Consider the following 15862-nt stretch of genomic DNA (forward strand, 5'->3'; position numbering starts at 1 on the left):
AGGTTGTTCACAAATTGAACAACTCCGGTATGATCGCGCGCCCCAAGACCGTGATACGCCCCCATAACCATGAAAACGACCCTGATCGCCGCCGCCGAAGTCGACCGCCTGGAGACTTGGCAGCGCTATGCCAGCCACATGTGCGGTGGCTGCCACTCGACCTGCTGCACCCTGCCGGTGGAGGTGAAGATCAAGGATCTGATCCGCATTGGCGTGGTAGACGAGTTCGAGAAGGACGAGCCGCCGAAGAACGTCGCCAAACGCTTGCAGAAGGAAGGCATCATCGAGCGCTTCAACCAGAAGTCGGGGATCTTCACCCTGACCCGGATGAGCAACGATGACTGCATGTACCTGGACCGCAAGAGCCGGCTGTGCACCATCTACGACAAGCGCCCGGATACCTGCCGCAACCACCCCAAGGTCGGGCCGCGGCCGGGGTATTGTGCCTACAAGCCCAAGGTGGCTACCCGCTGATCCTGCTTTGCTTTTGAAATCCTGGGGCTGCTTTGCAGCCTACAGGGAGGCGCGAGCTCCTGTAGGAGCGGCCTTGTGTCGCGAAAGGGCCGCAAAGCGGCCCCAAATTCTCAAGGCAAACAAAAACGCCCCCGGCCTTTCGACCGGGGGCGTTTTCATTCAGCCTGAACTAACGACTCAGTTCTTGGCTTTCTTGGCAGCGCGGGTACGCTCGCCTTCGTCGAGGATCTTCTTGCGCAGACGGATCGACTTCGGCGTGACTTCGCACAGCTCGTCGTCCTGGATGAATTCCAGGGCCTGCTCGAGGGTGTGGCGAACCGGCGGAACCAGGGCAATGACTTCGTCCTTGCCCGAAGCACGCATGTTGTCGAGCTTCTTGCCTTTGGTCGGGTTCACGCCCAGGTCGTTGTCACGGCTGTTCAGGCCGATGATCTGACCGTTGTAGATCTCCTGGCCGTGCTCGACGAACAGCTTGCCGCGAGCCTGCAGGGTTTCCAGCGAGTAGGTCAGCGCCTTGCCGGTCTCGACCGAAACCAGTACGCCGTTCAGGCGGCCGGACATCTGGCCGGACTTCATGGTGTCGTAGCGATCGAAGATCGAGGTCAGGATGCCTGCACCGTTGGTCAGGGTCAGGAACTGGTTACGGAAACCGATCAGACCACGGGCTGGAATGTTGTATTCCAGACGAACACGGCCCTTGCCATCCGGAACCATGTTGGTCAGGTCGCCTTTACGCAGACCCATCTCTTCCATGACCTTGCCCTGGGATTCTTCAGGGATGTCGATGGTGACGTTCTCGAACGGCTCCTGCTTGACGCCGTCGACTTCGCGGATGATCACTTCCGGACGGCCCACGGCCATCTCGAAGCCTTCACGGCGCATGGTTTCGATCAGAACGGACAGGTGCAGCTCACCACGGCCCGATACCTTGAACTTGTCAGGGGAATCGGTTTCCTGGACGCGCAGGGCTACGTTGTACAGCAGTTCTTTGTCCAGGCGGTCCTTGATGTTACGGCTGGTGACGAACTTGCCTTCTTTACCGCAGAACGGCGAGTCGTTGACCTGGAAGGTCATCGAAACGGTTGGCTCGTCAACGGTCAGCGGCTTCATCGCCTCGACGGTATCCGGAGCGCACAGGGTGTCGGAGATGAACAGCTCGTCGAAACCGCTGATGCAGACGATGTCGCCAGCCTGGGCTTCTTCGACGTCGACGCGGTGCAGGCCGTGGTGGCCCATCAGCTTGAGGATACGGCCGTTGCGCTTCTTGCCTTCGGTGTCGATGGCGACAACCGGGGTGTTCGGCTTGACGCGGCCACGGGCGATACGACCAACGCCGATAACGCCGAGGAAGCTGTTGTAGTCCAGTGCCGAGATCTGCATCTGGAACGGGCCGTCACGGTCAACGGAAGGTGCTGGTACGTTGTCGATGATCGACTGGTACAGCGCGGTCATGTCCTCACCCATTTCGGTGTGGTCCAGGCCCGCGATGCCGTTCAGGGCCGAGGCGTAGACGACTTTGAAGTCCAGCTGTTCGTCGGTGGCGCCGAGGTTGTCGAACAGGTCGAAGATCTGGTCCAGAACCCAGTCAGGACGCGCGCCCGGACGGTCGACCTTGTTGATAACGACGATCGGCTTCAGACCGGCTTCGAAGGCCTTCTTGGTCACGAAGCGGGTTTGCGGCATCGGGCCGTCCTGGGCGTCGACCAGCAGCAGCACGGAGTCGACCATCGACATCACACGCTCAACCTCGCCACCGAAGTCGGCGTGGCCGGGGGTGTCGACGATGTTGATGTGGTAGCCGTTCCAGTTGATGGCGGTGTTCTTCGCCAGAATGGTAATGCCGCGCTCTTTTTCCTGGTCGTTGGAGTCCATGACGCGCTCGTCGTTGAGCTCGTTACGCTCCAGGGTGCCGGACTGGCGCAGGAGTTTGTCGACCAGGGTGGTTTTACCATGGTCAACGTGGGCGATGATGGCGATGTTACGCAGATTTTCGATCACAACTGTATCTCGAGCAGAGGATTCGGTTGCCGCCAGTGTAGGCGGCGAATATGTACGGTTTGAGGCTCAGCGGGCCCGATGGTCGGGAGGGCGATGGCGGATGCTGCCGCCATACAGCCCTGGTGTCTTATGTCGGACGATAAACACGCACATTGGCATGTCCCTCACTGAGCAGGTGGTGTGCGTGCAAACGGCTCATCACACCTTTGTCGCAATACAGCAAGTACTGGCGCGTGGGGTCCAGGTGCTTGAACTTGCTGTTGATCGCGTAGAACGGCATGGCCTGGACTTCGATACCTTCCAGCGCCAGGGGTTCGTCTTCCTGGGCATCAGGGTGACGAATGTCGATGACGATCTGGCCGGGCAGCGCCTCGGCCACTTCCTCGACTTCGATGTCCTTGCCCAGCTCATCGATCACGTGGTCGATGGAAATGAACTTGGCGCGCTCCAGGGCACGCTCCAGCACTTCCATCTCGAACTGCTTCTCTTCGTGCTCCATGCGGTGACGCTTGGCATGGGTGGTCGGGTTCACCGAGATCACGCCGCAGTACTCGGGCATGTGCTTGGCGAAATCGGCGGTGCCGATCTCGGTAGCCTGGTCGATGATGTCCTGCTTGTGGCTGGCCAGCAGCGGGCGCAGCACCAACTTGTCGGTGGCCGAGTCGATGATCGACAGGTTCGGCAACGTCTGGCTGGACACCTGGGAGATCGCCTCGCCGGTGACCAGGGCGTCGATCTGCAGGCGGTCGGCCATGCGGGCGGCCGCGCGCAGCATCATGCGCTTGAGCGTGACGCCCATGTAGCTGTTGTCGACCTTGTTGAGGATTTCGCCGACCACTTCCTCGAACGGCACGCTGATGAACAGCACGCGCTGGCTGCTGCCGTACTTCTTCCACAGGAAGTGGGCCACTTCCATCACGCCCAGTTCGTGGGCTCGGCCACCGAGGTTGAAGAAGCAGAAGTGGGTCATCAGGCCGCGGCGCATCATCTGGTAGGCCGCCACGGTGGAATCGAAGCCACCGGACATCAGCACCAGGGTCTGCTCCAGGGCGCCCAGCGGGTAGCCGCCGATGCCGTTGTGCTGGTTGTGGATCACGTACAGGCGCTGGTCGCGAATCTCGATGCGCACCAGCACCTCGGGCTGCTTCAGCTCGATGCCGGCGGCGCCGCATTGCTGGCGCAATTGGCTGCCGACGTAGCGGTCGACGTCCATCGAGGTGAAGTCGTGGTGGCCGCCGCGCTTGCAGCGCACGGCGAAATGCTTGCCGGCCAGCAGGTGGCCGAAGTGGTGCTTGCACTTGGCGACGATGTCGTCGAAGTCGCCCAGCGGGTATTCCTCGACCTGCAGGAAGTGGGTGATGCCCGGTGTGCAGGACAGGCGCTCGATCATTTCGCGCTGGATCTTCTCGTCCTCGATGCGGGTGACCACCTCGAGGTTGTCCCAGACACCATCAACCGCGAGCTCGGGATCCAGGTCCTTGAGCACGTTGCGGATGTTCTTGGCGAGCTGGCGGATGAAGCGCTTGCGTACCGGCCGGCTCTTGATGGTGATCTCTGGGAAGACTTTGACGATAAGTTTCATTGGTTTAACAGCGCGCGCAGGGCCTGCCGAAAATGAGGGGCGCGAATTATAGCGGAAATTGCTCAGGTTTTGACCAACTTTTGATCAGAAGCTTTGTGATGAATTCAGCAGGGGGCTTGTGCAGCACCTGTAGCGGCCCTTTCGCGGGTAAACCCACACACAGGGATCGCACAATCATTGAAGCCAGTGAAGATCCTGTGGGAGCGGGTTTACCCGCGAAGGGCCCTCGAAAGAAGCATGAGACCGCACATTCGCACCAAAATAGTGCGCGCAGCTCAAAAAATGCCTTTTATGGGTGCGCCTCACCCCCTCTGCAACCACGCAAATGCCCGCCAACGCCTCTTTTTATCCCCTGCTCGCCATTTTCGAGCACTGGCATGCAATTTGCTCCCTTGTGAGGCAGGTACGCTTGGCCGACTATCCGCGCCCAGCGACACCCTTTTTCCAGGGCAGCGGCCAACTGCGCCCTAGACCATCCGGAGGACAACATGTCGAAGTCGGTTCAACTCATCAAAGATCATGACGTCAAGTGGATTGATCTGCGTTTCACGGACACCAAGGGCATTCAGCATCACGTGACCATGCCGGCGCGCGATGGCCTGGACGAAGACTTCTTCGAAGTCGGCAAGATGTTCGACGGTTCCTCCATCGCCGGCTGGAAAGGCATCGAAGCCTCCGACATGATCCTGATGCCGGTCGACGACACCGCTGTGCTGGACCCATTCACCGAAGAGCCGACCCTGATCATCACCTGCGATATCGTCGACCCGTCGAGCATGCAGGGCTACGATCGCGACCCGCGCGGCATCGCCAAGCGCGCCGAAGAGTACCTGAAGAGCACCGGCATCGGTGACACCGTGTTCGCCGGCCCCGAGCCGGAGTTCTTCATCTTCGACGAAGTGAAATTCCAGTCGGACATCTCCGGTTCGATGTTCAAGATCTTCTCCGAGCAAGGCTCGTGGATGACCGGCGCCGACGTCGAAGGCGGCAACAAAGGCCACCGTCCGGGCGTGAAAGGCGGCTATTTCCCGGTTCCGCCGTTCGACCACGACCACGAAATCCGCACCGCCATGTGCAACGCCCTGGAAGAAATGGGCCAGACCGTCGAAGTTCACCACCACGAAGTGGCGACTGCCGGCCAGAACGAGATCGGCGTCAAGTTCAACACCCTGGTCAAGAAAGCTGACGAAGTACAGGCCCTGAAGTACGTCGTGCACAACGTTGCCGACGCTTACGGCCGTACCGCCACCTTCATGCCCAAGCCTCTGTACGGCGACAACGGCTCGGGCATGCACGTGCACATGTCGATCTGGAAAGATGGCAAGAACACCTTCTCCGGTGAAGGCTATGCCGGCCTGTCCGACACCGCCCTGTACTTCATCGGCGGCATCATCAAGCACGGCAAGGCCCTGAACGGCTTCACCAACCCTTCGACCAACTCCTACAAGCGTCTGGTCCCAGGTTTCGAAGCCCCGGTGATGCTGGCCTACTCGGCGCGCAACCGTTCCGCCTCGATCCGTATTCCTTACGTCGGCAGCCCGAAAGCCCGCCGTATCGAAGCACGCTTCCCGGACCCATCGGCCAACCCGTACCTGGCCTTCGCGGCCCTGCTGATGGCCGGCCTGGACGGTATCCAGAACAAGATCCACCCAGGCGATGCCGCCGACAAGAACCTGTACGACCTGCCGCCTGAAGAGGCCAAGGACATCCCACAGGTTTGCGGCAGCCTGAAGGAGGCCCTGGAAGAGCTGGATAAAGGCCGTGCGTTCCTGACCAAGGGTGGCGTGTTCTCCGACGACTTCATCGATGCCTTCATCGAGCTGAAGAGCGAAGAAGAAATCAAGGTCCGCACCTTCGTGCACCCGCTGGAATACGAGCTGTACTACAGCTGCTGATAGGATCGGCGCCCCGCGTCGATGACATCAGGACGGCCTCCCTCGGGAGGCCGTTTTCGTTTCCGGGTCGAATCCACTGCGGGCAAATCGCGCTCACCCGCGAAGAAGCCATTGGCCACCCCCCAAAATCAAAACCTTCCTCTCCGGGCTATGCTCTATATTGGTGCATTATTTTCGGACGTGCCCCCTCATGCACCCCAATATAGCCAAGATGAAACGTTTAACCTGAACTTTGTGTTCCGAATGTGCGCAAAAACAGGTGTTTATCCGGATTTCTCGCTTCTTTTCAGAGCCTTGGTTTGTTTCTTGCATTTTCACGCTACCAAGCGCATCACCCGCGCCAGCCAATGTGCCAAAAGAGGTCAACGACACCTTATGACCATCAGCGATGCACAGCACCGTCTGCTCCTGGACAACCTGACCACCGCCACGCTGCTGCTCAATGCCGAGCTGCGCCTGGAATACATGAACCCGGCCGCGGAAATGCTCCTGGCCGTCAGCGGACAGCGCAGTCACGGACAGTTCATCAGCGAGCTGTTCACCGAGTCGACCGAGGCGCTCAACTCGTTACGCCAGGCGGTGGAACAGGCGCACCCGTTCACCAAGCGTGAAGCCCAGCTGACCTCGCTGACCGGCCAGAGCATCACCGTCGACTACGCCGTGACACCAATCCTGCACCAGGGGCAGACCTTGCTGTTGCTGGAGGTGCATCCCCGCGACCGCCTGCTGCGCATCACCAAGGAAGAAGCCCAGCTGAGCAAGCAGGAAACCACCAAGATGCTGGTGCGCGGCCTGGCCCACGAGATCAAGAATCCCCTCGGCGGCATCCGTGGCGCGGCGCAGTTGCTGGCCCGCGAGCTGCCCGAAGACGGCCTGCGCGACTACACCAATGTGATCATCGAGGAAGCCGACCGCCTGCGGAACCTGGTCGATCGCATGCTCGGTTCGAACAAGCTGCCGTCGCTGGCCATGACCAACATCCACGAAGTGCTGGAACGCGTGTGCAGCCTGGTCGAAGCCGAAAGCCAGGGCGGCATCACCCTAGTGCGCGACTATGATCCGAGCCTGCCGGACGTCCTGGTGGATCGCGAACAGATGATCCAGGCAGTGCTCAATATCGTGCGCAACGCCATGCAGGCCATTGGAGGCCAGAACGAATTGCGCCTGGGCCGCATCACCCTGCGCAGCCGCGCGGTGCGTCAGTTCACCATCGGCCACGTGCGTCACCGCCTGGTGGCCCGGGTCGAGATCGTCGACAACGGCCCCGGCATTCCCGCGGAACTGCAAGACACCCTCTTCTATCCCATGGTCAGCGGCCGTCCGGACGGTACCGGGCTGGGCCTGGCCATCACCCAGAACATCATCAGCCAGCACCAGGGCCTGATCGAGTGCGAGAGCCACCCCGGCCACACCGCGTTCTCCATCTACCTGCCCCTGGAACAAGGAGCCATCGCCCCATGAGCCGCAGTGAAACCGTCTGGATCGTCGATGATGATCGCTCCATCCGCTGGGTCCTGGAAAAGGCCCTGCAACAGGAAGGCATGACCACCCAGAGCTTCGACAGCGCCGACGGCGTGATGGGCCGCCTGGCCCGCCAGCAGCCGGACGTGATCATCTCCGACATCCGCATGCCCGGGGCCAGCGGCCTCGACCTGCTGGCACAGATTCGCGAGCAGCACCCAGGGTTGCCGGTGATCATCATGACCGCCCACTCCGACCTGGACAGCGCCGTGGCTTCGTACCAGGGCGGCGCCTTCGAATACCTGCCCAAGCCGTTCGACGTCGACGAGGCGGTGTCGCTGGTCAAGCGCGCCAACCAGCATGCCCAGGAACAGCAGGCCCTCGAAGTGCCCCAGGCGCTGGCCCGCACGCCCGAGATCATCGGCGAGGCGCCGGCGATGCAGGAGGTGTTCCGTGCAATCGGCCGGCTCAGCCACTCCAACATCACCGTGCTGATCAATGGTGAGTCCGGCACTGGCAAGGAACTGGTGGCCCATGCCTTGCACCGCCACAGTCCACGGGCGGCATCGCCATTCATCGCCCTGAACATGGCGGCGATCCCCAAGGACCTGATGGAATCCGAACTGTTCGGCCATGAAAAAGGCGCCTTCACCGGCGCCGCCAACCTGCGCCGCGGCCGTTTCGAGCAGGCCGACGGCGGCACGCTGTTCCTCGACGAAATCGGCGACATGCCCGCCGACACCCAGACCCGCCTGCTGCGGGTGCTGGCCGATGGCGAGTTCTACCGGGTCGGCGGCCATGTGCCGGTAAAAGTGGATGTGCGCATCATCGCCGCCACGCACCAGAATCTCGAGTCGCTGGTGCAGGCCGGCAAGTTCCGTGAAGACCTGTTCCACCGCCTCAACGTGATCCGCATCCATATACCGCGCCTGGCCGATCGGCGCGAGGACATTCCGGCCCTGGCCCGCCACTTCCTGGGCCGCGCGGCCCAGGAACTGGCGGTTGAGCCCAAGCTGCTCAAGCCTGAGACCGAGGCGTTCATCCGCAACCTGCCATGGCCAGGCAACGTGCGCCAGCTGGAGAACACCTGCCGCTGGATCACGGTGATGGCCTCCAGCCGCGAAGTGCTGGTCGGCGACTTGCCGCCGGAGCTGCTCAACCTGCCCCAGGACGCCGCGCCGGTGACCAACTGGGAACAGGCCTTGCGCCAGTGGGCCGATCAGGCCCTGGCCCGCGGCCAGTCGAGCCTGCTCGACAGCGCCGTGCCCAGTTTCGAGCGGATCATGATCGAGACCGCGCTCAAACACACCGCCGGGCGTCGGCGTGACGCGGCGCTGCTGCTGGGGTGGGGGCGCAATACCTTGACGCGCAAGATCAAGGAATTGGGGATGAAGGTCGATGGCGGGGATGATGATGACGGGGAAGAGCACTGATTAATGAGTGTACTTCGGTGAAGAGAGGGCCAGACATGGCCCTCCTGACTCAGGCGCCCCCATAAACTAGTTCGCTCGGGAATGCCTGATGAAACAGGCGCACTAGGTTAAATTCCTCAGTTCCTCTCCGACCTCCAACACCGCATTGAATGACTTATCAATCGAGCTGTCGATTTTATCGGGGGATGGCCACACGCCTCGGCTGATGTCTTCATTGATCCTATCCTTAACATCATTAAATACAGCGACAACCCTATTAGCTTCCTGACCTGTACTGTGATTCAGGTAGTAGTATTTATCTTTTGCCAATTGTTTTTCACGGCGCTTCGCCCTCTTCGAAAAGATCAACGCCCCAACTCCAGCAGCCGTACCAACTACCCCTAACAGCGCTGGAGCGGCTCCTCCAGTGACTAAACTTACTGCTGTTCCAACAACTGCAACCACAGGTACCACAACTGCCGACGTCTCAGCAATCTGCCTTGACAATGTTGGCTTCACCTTATTCAGAACATCGCGCTCAGTGGAGTGGCGCTGTTCAGCGATAATTGCGCGCCCCGAGGTATTTGTCTGGTAAACAGTCTTCCCTGCGTCGCGAGCAGCGAACAGGCCCAGCATGATATTTAATCCAGCTTGAATAAATTGACCACTAGGATCCCACCGATTTACAGGATCGCCACCACAATAGGCATACGCATTTATACCACCCTTACCAAATGGACTTAGTTGATCTGGAGATTGAAACCGAAACAACCTTGGAGAATAGCAACGGTGACCATTACCCAGCAGATAACTGCCGATCACCTTATCACTAGGTTGTCCGCAAAAGCCGAGCATCGGCCCATCTGAAATGGCAGTGGCACCATATGGCGTATACGCTCTGGAGAAATTGCTTCCCCAAAACGGTGATCGCTGGTGATCAAGCATCGGCAAGTACAAGCTCATGAGCAGTCGCTCCCACAGGACCATGGAATCATGAGCCGAAAGCTAACCGAGGCTACTCAGTGACCGATACTGGCAAAATTATCAGGTCCGGCAGAGGCCTCCTGCGCCTGATGCCCCCTTCTATCGGATAGAGCCCTTTGCACCGTTGCTGTGCCATATGCACCAGCAAAAGGCAGATTAGTCCTCAGAATCCCTCGAAAAATGGCCAGAACACCGCATTCCCGCGCCTACTAGACCTGGCACGCTCCCTGCTATGTATCCAGTACCTCCAGTTTTGGGGACCTCGGTACAGGCAGGCCGGGACATCCCCTCTTTTATTCGTGCAGCCTCACCTGCACCCGCCAACGCCCCGCCTCCTTCGTCGCGTTCCACTCGCCACGCAGGGGGCGGGCGGCCACCACGGTCAGCACCAGCCCCTCTTCGCTTTTCTGCAGGCGCCAGCCCACCGGCTTGCCCTGCATCGTCAACTGGCCGCGCTGGGCCTTGCCCTGGGCCTCGAACACCACCGCCACGGTGCCTTCGACATTCTCACCGTGCAGCTTGGGCTCCTCGTTGAACCACAGGTCGAGGCCGTCCTGCACCACCGTTACTTGCTCCAGCACCCGCTCCTCAGGCGTGGTCAGGCGGCCGATCATCAGGCCGACCATTAGCCCGACAATGGCCAGGGACAGGATCACCCGCGGGAAGGCCTTCGAACGCAGGTCCGGTTCGAGGGTAGAATGCTCGTCATCTTCACGCCTGGAGCCGTGCATGTTTCACGTCATCCTTTTTCAACCAGAAATTCCGCCGAATACCGGCAATATCATCCGCCTGTGCGCCAACAGCGGCTGCGCCCTGCACCTGATCGAGCCGATCAGCTTCGAGCTGGACGACAAGCGCCTGCGCCGCGCGGGGCTGGATTACCACGAGTATGCCACGCTCAAGCGCCACCAGAGCCTGGCCGACTGCCTGGAGAGCCTGGGCCAGCCACGGCTGTTCGCCTTCACGACCAAGGGCTCGCACCCGTTCCACGAGGTCGACTACCAGCCCGGTGACGCCTTCCTGTTCGGCCCCGAGAGCCGTGGCTTGCCGGCCGATGTGCTGGACAGTCTGCCAACCGAACAACGCTTGCGCCTGCCAATGCGGCCGGGCTGCCGCAGCCTGAACCTGTCCAATACCGTGGCGGTGACGGTGTATGAGGCGTGGCGGCAGCAGGGGTTTGCCGGTAGCTGATGCGCCGCCTGTCTCGGCCCTTTCGCGGGCAAGCCCGCTCCCACAGGTATTGTGTAGTTGCTGAGAGCAGCACGGCCCCGATGGGTGCACAGGTATTGTGTGGTTGCTGAAAGCAGCACGGCTCCTGTGGGAGCGGGTTTACCCGCGAAAGGGCCGGGGCAGGCGACACACCATGAAAAAGGCGACCACGAAGGTCGCCTTTGATCTTTACCGGCAGCAATCACTGCACAGTTGGCAGCTCACCGGCTTCCTGCATACGCTGCATCTCTTGCGCGTACAGGGCGTCGAAGTTGACCGGCGACAGCATCAGCGCCGGGAACGAGCCACGGGTCACCAGGCTGTCCAGGGTCTCGCGGGCGTACGGGAACAGGATGTTCGGGCAGAACGCGCCGAGGGTGTGGCTCATCGACGACGCATCGAGGCCGGCGATCAGGAAGATGCCCGCCTGCTGCACTTCGGCGATGAACGCCACTTCGTCACCGTTCTTCACGGTCACCGACAGGGTCAGCACCACCTCGTGGAAGTCGCCTTCCAGGGCCTTCTGGCGGGTGTTCAGGTCCAGCGAAACGCTCGGCTCCCACTGCTGGCGGAAAATCTGCGGGCTTTTCGGCGCCTCGAACGACAGGTCGCGCACATAGATGCGCTGCAGGGAGAATTGTGGTGCGTTTTCTTCAGCGGCAGCGCCGTTGGTCTGTTGCTCGGTCATGGCAGATCCTTTTCCTAATGTTCTTGAATGCAGTGCGAATCAGGCCGCCAGCAGCGCGTCGAGCTTGCCGGCGCGCTCCAGGGCATAGAGGTCATCGCAGCCACCGACATGCGTGCTGCCGATCCAGATCTGCGGTACCGAGGTGCGGCCGGCCTTCTGGCTCATTTCGGCGCGTACCTGGGGCTTGCCGTCGACCTTGATCTCTTCGAACGCCACGCCCTTGCTCTGGAGCAGGGACTTGGCGCGCATGCAGTAGGGGCAGTAGTCGCTGGAGTAAACGATGACGGGCTTCATGTCACTTCACCAGGGGCAGGTTATCGGCTTTCCAGCTGGACACGCCACCGCTGAGCTTGGCCGCGGTGTAACCAGCCTTGAGCAGTTCGCGGCACAGGGTACCGGACTGCTGGCCCATCGCGTCGACGACGATCAGGGTCTTCTCTTTATGCTTTTCCAGCTCGGCCATGCGGCCGGCCACTTTGTCCTGCGGAATGTTCAGCGCACCGACGATATGCCCGGCCGAGTACTCCTTCGCAGGGCGAATATCGATCACCACGGCCTTCTCGGCATTGACCAGGGCGGTCAGCTGGCCGTTGCTCAGGCTCTGGCCGCCACGGCGGACTTCGTTGATCAGCAGCAGGATCAGCAGGACGACGAAAATCGCCACCAGGATGAAGTGATCTGTCGCGAATTGAATCAGGTGAGCAACCATCAGGGGTGTTCCAGGCGATTGAAAATGGCGGCCAGTATACACAGCCCCCCATGACCGCCAAAGCCCACCGGGCCGGCCGGAAAACCACCTTCATGTTCCATATCCGACCGCGCTGGTCGGGCAAGGGGAGGAATATTCGCCGTCGCTGGCGGATTTGCCCTAAAATGCGTGTCTTTATCATCTTTGAACAACCGTGAGTTTGATTGATGACGAGCACGCCTAAACCCCTGGTCCTGATCATCCTGGATGGCTTCGGTCACAGCGAAAGCCCCGAATACAACGCCATCTACTCCGCCAACACACCGGTCTACGACCGCCTGCGCGCCACCCAGCCGCATGGCCTAATCTCCGGTTCCGGCATGGACGTGGGGCTGCCCGACGGGCAGATGGGCAACTCGGAAGTCGGTCACATGAACCTCGGCGCCGGCCGCGTGGTGTACCAGGACTTCACCCGGGTGACCAAGGCCATCCGTGACGGCGAGTTCTTCGAGAACCCCGTGCTCGGTGGCGCGGTGGACAAGGCCGTCGGTGCCGGCAAGGCCGTGCACATCCTCGGCCTGCTCTCCGAAGGCGGCGTGCACAGCCACCAGGACCACCTGATCGCCATGGCCGAGCTCGCCGCCCAGCGTGGCGCCGAGAAGATCTACCTGCACGCCTTCCTCGACGGCCGCGACACGCCACCGCGCAGTGCCCAGTCGTCCATCGAACTGCTCGACGCCACCTTCGCCAAGCTGGGCAAAGGCCGCATCGCCAGCCTGATCGGCCGCTACTACGCCATGGACCGCGACAACCGCTGGGACCGCGTCAGCGCCGCCTATAACCTGATCGTCGACAGCGCCGCCGAATACACCGCGCCGACCGCCGTGGCCGGCCTGCAGGCCGCCTACGAGCGTGACGAGAGCGACGAGTTCGTCAAGGCCACGCGCATTGGCGAGGCGGTGAAGGTCGAGGACGGCGATGCCGTGATCTTCATGAACTTCCGCGCCGACCGCGCCCGCGAGCTGTCGCGCGTGTTCGTCGAGCCCGAGTTCAACGAGTTCCCGCGCGCGCGCCTGCCCAAGCTGGCGGCCTACATCGGCCTGACCCAGTACTCGGCGAAGATCCCGGCCCCGGCGGCCTTCGCCCCGGCCAGCCTGAACAACGTGCTTGGCGAATACCTGGCGAAAAACGGCAAGACCCAGCTGCGCATCGCCGAGACCGAGAAATACGCCCACGTCACCTTCTTCTTCTCGGGCGGGCGCGAAGAGCCGTTCGAAGGCGAAGAGCGCATCCTGATCCCATCGCCGAAGGTCGCCACCTACGACCTGCAGCCAGAAATGAGCGCCCCGGAAGTCACCGACCGCATCGTCGAGGCCATCGAGCAGCAGCGCTTCGATGTGATCGTGGTCAACTACGCCAACGGCGACATGGTCGGCCATACCGGCGTGTTCGACGCCGCGGTCAAGGCCGTGGAGGCCCTGGATGGCTGTGTCGGGCGCATTGTCGAGGCCTTGGACAAGGTCGGCGGCGAAGCGCTGATCACCGCCGACCACGGCAACGTCGAGCAGATGGAAGACGAGTGCACCGGCCAGGCGCATACCGCCCACACCACGGAGCCTGTGCCGTTCATCTATGTTGGCAAGCGCAGCGTCAAGGTCCGCGAAGGCGGCGTGCTGGCCGATGTCGCGCCGACCATGCTCAAGCTGCTGGGGCTGGAAAAGCCTACCGAGATGACCGGGACCTCAATCCTGGTCGACGCTTAAGCGGCAAGCGGCAAGCGACAAGCGACAAGCGACAAGCGACAAGAAGAAACAGCACAGTACGCGTTTATTCTTGCCGCTTTTAGCTTGAGGCTTGCCGCTGATACCACGGGGCGTTTTTTTTGCAGGCCCAGGCGGGCATACTAGGCCAGTCTCCATCCCTGGTACGCCCAACCCCATGCTCCGCGCCCTGTTCCTACTCGCCCTGTCATGCCTGCTCACTCCGGCCTTCGCCGCCGACGAGCGCGCACAGACCCAGCAACAGCTGGACGCCACCCGCCAGGACATTGCCGAGCTGAAGAAGATGCTGGGCAAGCTCCAGGAAGAAAAAGCCGGCGTGCAGAAAGACCTCAAGTCCACCGAGACCGACATCGGCAACCTGGAAAAACAGGTGGAGGCACTGCAAAAAGAACTAAAAAAGACCGAGGGCGAGCTGGAGCGCCTTGATCACGAGAAAAAAAAACTCCAGAGCGCCCGCGTTGAACAACAACGCCTGATTGCCATCCAGGCCCGGTCCGCCTACCAGAACAACGGTCGCGAGGAATACCTCAAGCTGCTGCTCAACCAGCAGAACCCCGAAAAGTTCGCCCGTACCCTGACCTACTACGACTACCTGAGCAAGGCGCGCCTGGAGCAGTTGCGCGCCTTCAATGAAACCTTGCGCCAGTTGGCCAACGTCGAGCAGGACATCGCCCGCCAGCAGGAACAACTGCTGACCCAGCGCGCCGACCTCGACAATCGCCGCCAGGCCCTGGTCGCCGAGCGCGACAAGCGCCAGCAGGTGCTGGCCAAGCTCAACACCGACATGAAAGCGCGCGACCAGAAGCTGCAAAGCCGCGAACAGGACCAAGCCGACCTGAGCAAGGTGCTCAAGACCATCGAGGAAACCCTCGCCCGCCAGGCCCGCGAAGCCGAGGAAGCTCGCCAACGCGCCCTGCTGGCCAAGCAGGAAGAGGAAAAACGGCGCAAGGAACAAGCCCTGGCCGCCGCCCGCGACAACGTTCCGCAAGAAACACCAAAAAAGGCCCGCACCACCCTGGGCCCGGTGGTTTCCAGCGACGGCGCCAGCTACGGCGGCGCTTTTTCTGCAGCCCGGGGCAAACTTCCATGGCCGGTCAATGGTCGATTGCTGGCACGCTTCGGCGATGCTCGTGGCAGCGATGCCCGAGCCAAGTGGGACGGGGTGATGATCGGCGCCAGCGCCGGCACCCAGGTGCGCGCCGTGCATGGCGGGCGCGTGGTGTTCGCCGACTGGTTGCGCGGTGCCGGACTTCTGGTCATTCTCGACCATGGCAACGGTTACCTGAGCCTGTATGGCCACAACCAGAGCCTGCTCAAGAGCGCCGGCGACATCGTCAAGGCCGGCGAAGCGATCTCCACCGTCGGCGACAGTGGCGGCCAGGACAGCGCCGGGCTGTACTTCGCGATTCGCCAGCAGGGCCGACCCACCGACCCTGCGCAATGGTGCCGAGGCTAGTGTCCTGTCTCGGAAATACGTTCTCTTTTGGCGAGTGGCTTGGGTGTTCGGCCAAGGCGCCGCGACGAGTCATAGCAGGGCTATGGCGAGGAGTGGCAACGCCGGCCGGGCGCCCAAGACGCCGCCAAAAGTGAACAGCTTATTTCCGAGACAGGACACTGGATAATGCTACTTTTACGGCGGCGCCCATGAAACGGCGACGCCGATGCTCCCAGCGGGAGCACCAACAGGATC

At 61.5% G+C, this 15862-nt stretch carries 14 protein-coding genes; 7 read left to right on the top strand and 7 right to left on the bottom strand.

What is annotated here, in order from left to right; genetic code table 11:
- Positions 1–69: 69 nt before the first annotated feature.
- Positions 70–474: a YkgJ family cysteine cluster protein gene (locus HU772_RS23065; protein WP_115273392.1), complete on the top strand. Its 405-nt coding sequence runs from the start codon at positions 70–72 to the stop codon at positions 472–474.
- 177 nt (positions 475–651) lie between these two features.
- Here HU772_RS23065 and typA read toward each other — a convergent pair whose 3' ends face one another.
- Both typA and thiI read right to left on the bottom strand, forming a co-directional pair.
- A complete protein-coding gene (typA, locus tag HU772_RS23070) occupies positions 652–2472 on the bottom strand; it encodes a translational GTPase TypA (protein ID WP_134691390.1) in 1821 nt (606 codons plus the stop codon).
- 127 nt (positions 2473–2599) lie between these two features.
- On the bottom strand, positions 2600–4054 hold the full coding sequence (gene thiI, locus HU772_RS23075) for a tRNA uracil 4-sulfurtransferase ThiI (protein ID WP_186656533.1): 1455 nt from the start codon (positions 4052–4054) through the stop codon (positions 2600–2602).
- Positions 4055–4542: 488 nt separating this feature from the next.
- Between thiI and glnA the strand changes: the two genes are divergently transcribed.
- The 3 genes from glnA (at position 4543) to ntrC (ending at position 8843) form a co-directional block, all read left to right on the top strand.
- The gene (gene glnA, locus HU772_RS23080) at positions 4543–5949 is read left to right on the top strand and encodes a type I glutamate--ammonia ligase (RefSeq protein WP_008095432.1); all 1407 of its coding nucleotides are present in this window, start codon (positions 4543–4545) and stop codon (positions 5947–5949) included.
- 375 nt (positions 5950–6324) lie between these two features.
- Positions 6325–7410: a nitrogen regulation protein NR(II) gene (gene glnL, locus HU772_RS23085; protein WP_186656536.1), complete on the top strand. Its 1086-nt coding sequence runs from the start codon at positions 6325–6327 to the stop codon at positions 7408–7410.
- Positions 7407–8843, top strand: coding sequence for a nitrogen regulation protein NR(I) (gene ntrC / locus HU772_RS23090; RefSeq protein ID WP_186656538.1), 1437 nt, complete (start codon positions 7407–7409; stop codon positions 8841–8843). The genes glnL and ntrC overlap by 4 nt, the downstream gene beginning before the upstream one ends.
- A gap of 102 nt (positions 8844–8945) precedes the next feature.
- Here ntrC and HU772_RS23095 read toward each other — a convergent pair whose 3' ends face one another.
- A complete protein-coding gene (locus HU772_RS23095) occupies positions 8946–9785 on the bottom strand; it encodes an RHS repeat-associated core domain-containing protein (RefSeq protein ID WP_437182411.1) in 840 nt (279 codons plus the stop codon).
- 314 nt (positions 9786–10099) lie between these two features.
- Positions 10100–10537 (bottom strand): hypothetical protein, encoded by a 438-nt coding sequence (locus tag HU772_RS23100; RefSeq protein WP_186656544.1) that lies wholly within the window; start codon positions 10535–10537, stop codon positions 10100–10102.
- Between HU772_RS23100 and trmL the strand changes: the two genes are divergently transcribed.
- Entirely contained in the window at positions 10536–10997 is a 462-nt protein-coding gene (gene trmL / locus HU772_RS23105; protein WP_186656559.1) for a tRNA (uridine(34)/cytosine(34)/5-carboxymethylaminomethyluridine(34)-2'-O)-methyltransferase TrmL, read from the top strand. The genes HU772_RS23100 and trmL overlap by 2 nt on opposite strands.
- Positions 10998–11217: 220 nt before the next feature.
- Here the strand turns inward: trmL and secB are convergent, their stop codons facing one another.
- The 3 genes from secB to HU772_RS23120 are packed head-to-tail and all read right to left on the bottom strand — an operon-like array spanning position 11218 to position 12412.
- The gene (gene secB, locus HU772_RS23110; protein ID WP_186656561.1) at positions 11218–11703 is read right to left on the bottom strand and encodes a protein-export chaperone SecB; all 486 of its coding nucleotides are present in this window, start codon (positions 11701–11703) and stop codon (positions 11218–11220) included.
- A 39-nt stretch (positions 11704–11742) separates the two neighbouring features.
- Positions 11743–11997 (bottom strand): glutaredoxin 3, encoded by a 255-nt coding sequence (gene grxC / locus HU772_RS23115; protein ID WP_186656563.1) that lies wholly within the window; start codon positions 11995–11997, stop codon positions 11743–11745.
- Between the two features lies 1 nt (position 11998).
- Positions 11999–12412 carry a rhodanese-like domain-containing protein gene (locus tag HU772_RS23120; RefSeq protein WP_186656565.1) on the bottom strand — a complete coding sequence of 138 codons (414 nt, stop codon included), beginning with the start codon at positions 12410–12412 and terminating at the stop codon, positions 11999–12001.
- Between the two features lie 206 nt (positions 12413–12618).
- Here HU772_RS23120 and gpmI point away from each other — a divergent pair, with 206 nt between their 5' ends.
- Together gpmI and HU772_RS23130 are read left to right on the top strand one after the other, a co-directional pair.
- The gene (gene gpmI, locus HU772_RS23125) at positions 12619–14154 is read left to right on the top strand and encodes a 2,3-bisphosphoglycerate-independent phosphoglycerate mutase (protein WP_186656567.1); all 1536 of its coding nucleotides are present in this window, start codon (positions 12619–12621) and stop codon (positions 14152–14154) included.
- A gap of 175 nt (positions 14155–14329) precedes the next feature.
- Positions 14330–15628: a murein hydrolase activator EnvC family protein gene (locus tag HU772_RS23130; protein WP_186656569.1), complete on the top strand. Its 1299-nt coding sequence runs from the start codon at positions 14330–14332 to the stop codon at positions 15626–15628.
- Positions 15629–15862: the final 234 nt, after the last annotated feature.

The sequence above is a fragment of the Pseudomonas xantholysinigenes genome (assembly GCF_014268885.2).
GTDB lineage: Bacteria > Pseudomonadota > Gammaproteobacteria > Pseudomonadales > Pseudomonadaceae > Aquipseudomonas > Aquipseudomonas xantholysinigenes.

Bases quoted from the DNA above. Each gene is read 5' to 3' on its own strand.
- HU772_RS23065 (WP_115273392.1), top strand. From the start codon at position 70: ATGAAAACGACCCTGATCGCCGCCGCCGAAGTCGACCGCCTGGAGACT.
- thiI (WP_186656533.1), bottom strand. From the start codon at position 4,054: ATGAAACTTATCGTCAAAGTCTTCCCAGAGATCACCATCAAGAGCCGG.
- glnA (WP_008095432.1), top strand. From the start codon at position 4,543: ATGTCGAAGTCGGTTCAACTCATCAAAGATCATGACGTCAAGTGGATT.
- glnL (WP_186656536.1), top strand. From the start codon at position 6,325: ATGACCATCAGCGATGCACAGCACCGTCTGCTCCTGGACAACCTGACC.
- ntrC (WP_186656538.1), top strand. From the start codon at position 7,407: ATGAGCCGCAGTGAAACCGTCTGGATCGTCGATGATGATCGCTCCATC.
- HU772_RS23095 (WP_437182411.1), bottom strand. From the start codon at position 9,785: ATGAGCTTGTACTTGCCGATGCTTGATCACCAGCGATCACCGTTTTGG.
- trmL (WP_186656559.1), top strand. From the start codon at position 10,536: ATGTTTCACGTCATCCTTTTTCAACCAGAAATTCCGCCGAATACCGGC.
- HU772_RS23100 (WP_186656544.1), bottom strand. From the start codon at position 10,537: ATGCACGGCTCCAGGCGTGAAGATGACGAGCATTCTACCCTCGAACCG.
- secB (WP_186656561.1), bottom strand. From the start codon at position 11,703: ATGACCGAGCAACAGACCAACGGCGCTGCCGCTGAAGAAAACGCACCA.
- grxC (WP_186656563.1), bottom strand. From the start codon at position 11,997: ATGAAGCCCGTCATCGTTTACTCCAGCGACTACTGCCCCTACTGCATG.
- HU772_RS23120 (WP_186656565.1), bottom strand. From the start codon at position 12,412: ATGGTTGCTCACCTGATTCAATTCGCGACAGATCACTTCATCCTGGTG.
- gpmI (WP_186656567.1), top strand. From the start codon at position 12,619: ATGACGAGCACGCCTAAACCCCTGGTCCTGATCATCCTGGATGGCTTC.
- HU772_RS23130 (WP_186656569.1), top strand. From the start codon at position 14,330: ATGCTCCGCGCCCTGTTCCTACTCGCCCTGTCATGCCTGCTCACTCCG.